Source organism: Desulfoplanes sp. (genome assembly GCF_054921335.1).
In genome coordinates this window covers 1-4,682 of record NZ_JBUDSQ010000126.1, presented here as the reverse complement: position 1 = coordinate 4,682, position 4,682 = coordinate 1, and the positions used below count along the sequence as shown (strand labels likewise).

3 protein-coding genes and 1 tRNA gene are annotated in these 4,682 nt (G+C 53.3%); 2 read left to right on the top strand and 2 right to left on the bottom strand.

The window, feature by feature from the left end:
• The coding region (gene selA / locus ACY692_RS14165) for an L-seryl-tRNA(Sec) selenium transferase (RefSeq protein ID WP_462326030.1) at positions 1–1,438 on the bottom strand (1,438 nt) is incomplete at its 3' end.
• A 228-nt stretch (positions 1,439–1,666) separates the two neighbouring features.
• Positions 1,667–2,929 carry a bifunctional folylpolyglutamate synthase/dihydrofolate synthase gene (locus ACY692_RS14160; protein ID WP_462326029.1) on the bottom strand — a complete coding sequence of 421 codons (1,263 nt, stop codon included), beginning with the start codon at positions 2,927–2,929 and terminating at the stop codon, positions 1,667–1,669.
• A gap of 327 nt (positions 2,930–3,256) precedes the next feature.
• Between ACY692_RS14160 and ACY692_RS14155 the strand changes: the two genes are divergently transcribed.
• Both ACY692_RS14155 and ACY692_RS14150 read left to right on the top strand, forming a co-directional pair.
• Positions 3,257–3,333, top strand: a tRNA-Arg gene (locus ACY692_RS14155).
• 195 nt (positions 3,334–3,528) lie between these two features.
• Positions 3,529–4,482 (top strand): site-specific integrase, encoded by a 954-nt coding sequence (locus ACY692_RS14150; protein ID WP_462326028.1) that lies wholly within the window; start codon positions 3,529–3,531, stop codon positions 4,480–4,482.
• The last annotated feature ends 200 nt before the right edge of the window (positions 4,483–4,682 follow it).

The window sequence follows — 4,682 nt, the reverse complement described above, 5'->3', positions numbered from 1 at the left end:
CGTCTCCCGTTTCCCGTCTCCCGTTTCCCGCCTTACCCCTTACCCCTTTTTCCCCTTCCTCCAACGCCTCGATCACCAACCCCATCTCCCGAGAATCGAGGGTCCGTGGGTCGAGGCAGAACCAATCATCCTCGATGCGTCCTACAAGAGGCGGATTTGTGGCCAGCAAGGCGGTTTTCAATGCGTCAGCCGACCACGTGGCCCCCTTGATCCCGACCAGAGTGGTGGCAATATCCTGTTCGGGAAAGGCCCCTCCGCCGACCCTGGAGACTCCGGGAATCAGTGCCAGATCCAGCCGGTCCCCGAAATACCGCGCAAGCCGTTGTTTCATTCTCCGCGCCTTGGACTTGAGGAAAGCGGGGGCAGCCGTGATCATGGACAGGGTGGGCACATGTGTTCTGGCAAGTTCCGGATCGAGATACAACCGGAGCGTGGCCTCCAATGCGGCCAGGGTCATCTTGTCGATGCGCAGGGCCCGGTTGAGCTGGTTCGTCTTGATCGGGTCGATGTATTTTTTTCGTCCGATGATGATCCCGGCCTGGGGCCCCCCCAGGAGCTTGTCACCGCTGAAGGAGACCACGTCCAGACCGGCGGCAACGGTCTGCTGGACCGTTGGTTCGGGCATCATGTTGTAGGTGGAAAAATCAAAGAGGTTCCCGCTGCCCATGTCCTCGATGACCGGCAGATCGTGCTTGTGCCCCAGGGCCACCAATTCCTCCTGACTGACCGCCTTGTGGAATCCGATGATCCGGTAATTGGAGGTATGCACGCGCATGAGCACTGCAGTGTTCTCGTTGATGGCATTTTCATAATCACGCACATGGGTCCGGTTGGTGGCTCCCACCTCACGGAGCGTGGCCCCGCTCTTGGCCATGACCTCGGGGATACGGAACGAGCCACCGATCTCAACCAGTTCCCCGCGGGAAACAATGGCCTCCCTGCCCTTGGCCCAAGTGTCCAAAATGAGCAACACTGCCGCGGCGTTGTTGTTGACCACCAGGGCGGCTTCTGCACCGGTAAGTTTGCACAGGAGTTTTTCCACATGGGCATACCTGATGCCCCGTTTGCCGGTGGCGAGATCGAATTCCAGATTGGAATAATGGTGACACGCATCGGCCACCGCACCCGCAGCACTGTCCGCCAGGATGGACCGCCCCAGGTTGGTATGCACCACAACACCGGTCCCGTTGAGCACTCGACGAAAATGGGGCCGGGACTGGGAGCGAACAAAGGAAACCGCCCTGTTGACCACTTTTCCCCATTCAAGGTCCCCGGGATCGATGACCACCTTGTCCCGTATCTCCTGCCGGCACAGATCCAGAAAATGATTGATCTCCTCCCGCTGCATGGGCTGGGAGATGTGATCGAGCTCCTTGCGCGTAGCAAAAGCGTGTAAAAGTTTATCCACCGAGGGAAGCATTCTGAACAAATTTTTCAAGATCCCATTCCTTGTTCGTGATGATGTACGCAGCCAAAAAAACCAAACAATTATAGCAGTAATTATTCAGGTACGTTTTCCAGGAATCAGCACTGCGGCTTACGTTTTAGGTGGTTGGCATGAGGAAACTGCAAATCCTCGGAGCCCCCCCCGGGGGCTCCCTCTTCCCCCTCCCCGGCTACTCACCTAAAACCCAACACCTAAAACGTACAGCCTAAAACATACCACCTATCCCCGTATCCGAAAAAACTCCCCAAGCAGAAACAACGACCCGCACACAAGCACCCTCTTACATGGTGTTCCGACCCAATCGAGGGCTTCCTGCATATTCACGCACCCCACGGCGCGGGAACCGAGCAGTCCGGCCAGTTGACGCCCGTCCATGGCCCTGTCGTTACCCGGTATGTTCGGAACCAGAATCCGCCCACCACACAATCCTCTGACCAGCTCCAAATCGTCCAGGAGATTCTTGTCCTCCATACAGGAAAAAATCATGACATCGGGACAAAAATCCATGTGTCCAAGACCCACGGCAAGGGCCCTGAGCCCCATCAGATTATGTGCCCCATCCAAAAGAAAGGTCGGATCACCTTCAATAACCTGCATTCTACCCGGATGGACTGCCTTGGTGAGCCCCTGCATACAGTTCAATGCCGAAAATGGCCACCCCTTGAACCGGGTGAAAACCGACCATCCGGCAAGGGCGAGCATGCCATTGGTCTTCTGGAAGGGACCGGCAAGCCCGAGTTCGGTGTGATCCATGTCCATTATTTTTCCGGCCGGACAGACAAAACCGTCATGCGAATGATCCGGCGCAACAACGTCGGACAGGCGATGGAACCCTGCCCCTTTCTCCTCTGCCCGCTTCCTGAAAAGATCGGCTATCCCCTCTTCCTGCGGAGCACACACCACCTCCCCACCCTGGATGGCCCCGGCCTTGTCCGTGGCTATGGCCTCCAGGGTCGACCCAAGAACGTGTTCGTGGTCCAGACCAACCGGGGTGACCAATGTCAGATCATGGACAAAGGCCGACGTGGCGTCCCAGGTCCCGCCGAGGCCGGCCTCCATGATGACCAGATCAACCCTGTTTCTAACAAAGGCAAGCATGGCCATAAGGGTCAAAAGTTCGAAATAGGAAAAATCGACCCTGGGGCACGATGCATACACCCGGTTGGCCAGATCGATCCACTCATGTTCGGAAAGCATATTCCCATCTATAAGGATACGTTCCCGGGGCGTCACGAAATGCGGGGAAGAGAACACCCCGGAGGTCCGCCCGTGTGCCCTTGCCATGGCATGGAGAAACGCGGCTGTTGATCCTTTACCATTGGTACCGACAATATGAACCATGCCCTGGGATGGGTTTCCAAGGCCAAGCCGCTCGATCCCGGCAACCACCCTCTCCAGCCCTGGTTTCATACGAAAAAGCCCCAGCGAATCAAGATGGGCTGCAAAGGATGCCCAATCCGGAAAAAAAAGAGTATCAGACATATATTTCCGTCACCAGTTCCCTGCCTCCGTCTTCTATAACGTACAAGGTGCACGGCGCGCCGTGCCCTGTTTCCCCGCCCCCCCAAAAGGCGAGGAGAAACAATCCGCATCCGCACCGAGCAGATCGCGGCAATCAGGTTACAACCAGCCTCAACGACCCGCTTTTTTTGGCCAAGTCCCGACCTTTGTCAAATGAGAAACTCAATTGGTCCCAAGAACCATATAATCTATTGACATTTGTGATGATCTTCCCTATCAGCTCCTATCTGTCGACAGGCAGTCCGTTGGACCAATAATTTTTAAAACCTGTTGACAATTCAAAAGGTTGCGCCCGTAGCTCAGCTGGATAGAGCAACGGCCTTCTAAGCCGTTGGCCGCAGGTTCGAATCCTGCCGGGCGCACCAAGAAAAACAAGGGGTTACGCTAATGGAGCGTAACCCCTTTTTGCGTTGATTGCTTTTTTGGGACAATTTTGGGACAGTGCAAAAAACCATGGGACACTTCCCGGGAGACAAAAATGGCGACATTTCGCAAACGAGGAAAAAATCAATGGCAAGTCAAGATCAGGCGCAAGGGATGGCCTAATCAGACGAAAACCTTTGAAACAAAATCCGATGCAGAAGCCTTGGGCTCGAGAAATTGAAGGCGAGATGGATCGGGGAGTGTTTGTTTCCCGGAAGGAAGCCGAAAATACGACATTGAAAGAAGCGTTCGAACGATTTATTGAGGAGTATGTGCCACGATATGCGCACCCCCGGAAAGAAAATAACCGGATCAATCATCTTTTGACCTATCCTATTGCTAATCGGTTTCTTGCGTCTATCCGGGGCAAGGACCTGGCTGATTTTGTTAAAATCAGGGAAAAAGAAGGGGCAGGTGCCAACACTATCCGTCTTGACTTGGATAAAATATCTGTGTTGTACGGTGTTGCGACGAAAGATTGGGGCATGGAATCATTGTCAAATCCTGTAAAAAAAATTAACCGGCCAAAACTTCCCCCGGGTCGAGACAGACGTCTGCATACAGCTATTGAGGTCGAGGGAAAAGTGCTCAGTGAAGAGGAATGGGTGCTTAAACATGCTTCGACAAAAATGCGAGCAATCATCTTGTTTGCAATTGAAACAGCCATGAGGCGAGGCGAAATTGCAGAATTGACGTGGGACCGGATTAACTTCAAAACGAAAACTGCTTACTTGAAACACACAAAAAATGGAGAATCCCGAACGGCTCCACTATCGTCCAAAGCCATCGTCATTCTCAAGGGCTTGCTCCCCAGCAAAACCATCCCCACGCAAGGAAATGTTTTTGGTTTGCAAAAAAGCCAGATAACCGAAAAATTTTGCGCCCTCCGAGATAAGGCCAAGATCGAAAATTTGCGATTTCACGATTTGCGACATGAAGCAGCTAGTCGACTGTTTGAAAACACAGATTTGGATATGCTGGAAATTCAACCAATAACGGGGCACAAATCTTTGCAGATGCTGTCACGCTATACTCATCTCCGAGCAAGTCGTTTGGCCGACCGGTTGGACGGGAAAAAACGGGGAGAGTAAGGTTCGTTAGTCCTCCTGATATGGAATCCGCCCTTACGCATGTTTTCGGCCTCGGTCGCGACGATGCGAAACAGCAACAATTTGGTCTGAAAATTATTTATTGGGTGTTCGGGTCGGGCGGATGCCATTGGTGGTTATTTTATCCGACGAACCCGTAGGGGCAGAATCCATATCTGCCCTTTTCTGCTACGACATAATAA

Bases quoted from the DNA above. Each gene is read 5' to 3' on its own strand.
- ACY692_RS14160 (WP_462326029.1), bottom strand. From the start codon at position 2,929: ATGTCTGATACTCTTTTTTTTCCGGATTGGGCATCCTTTGCAGCCCAT.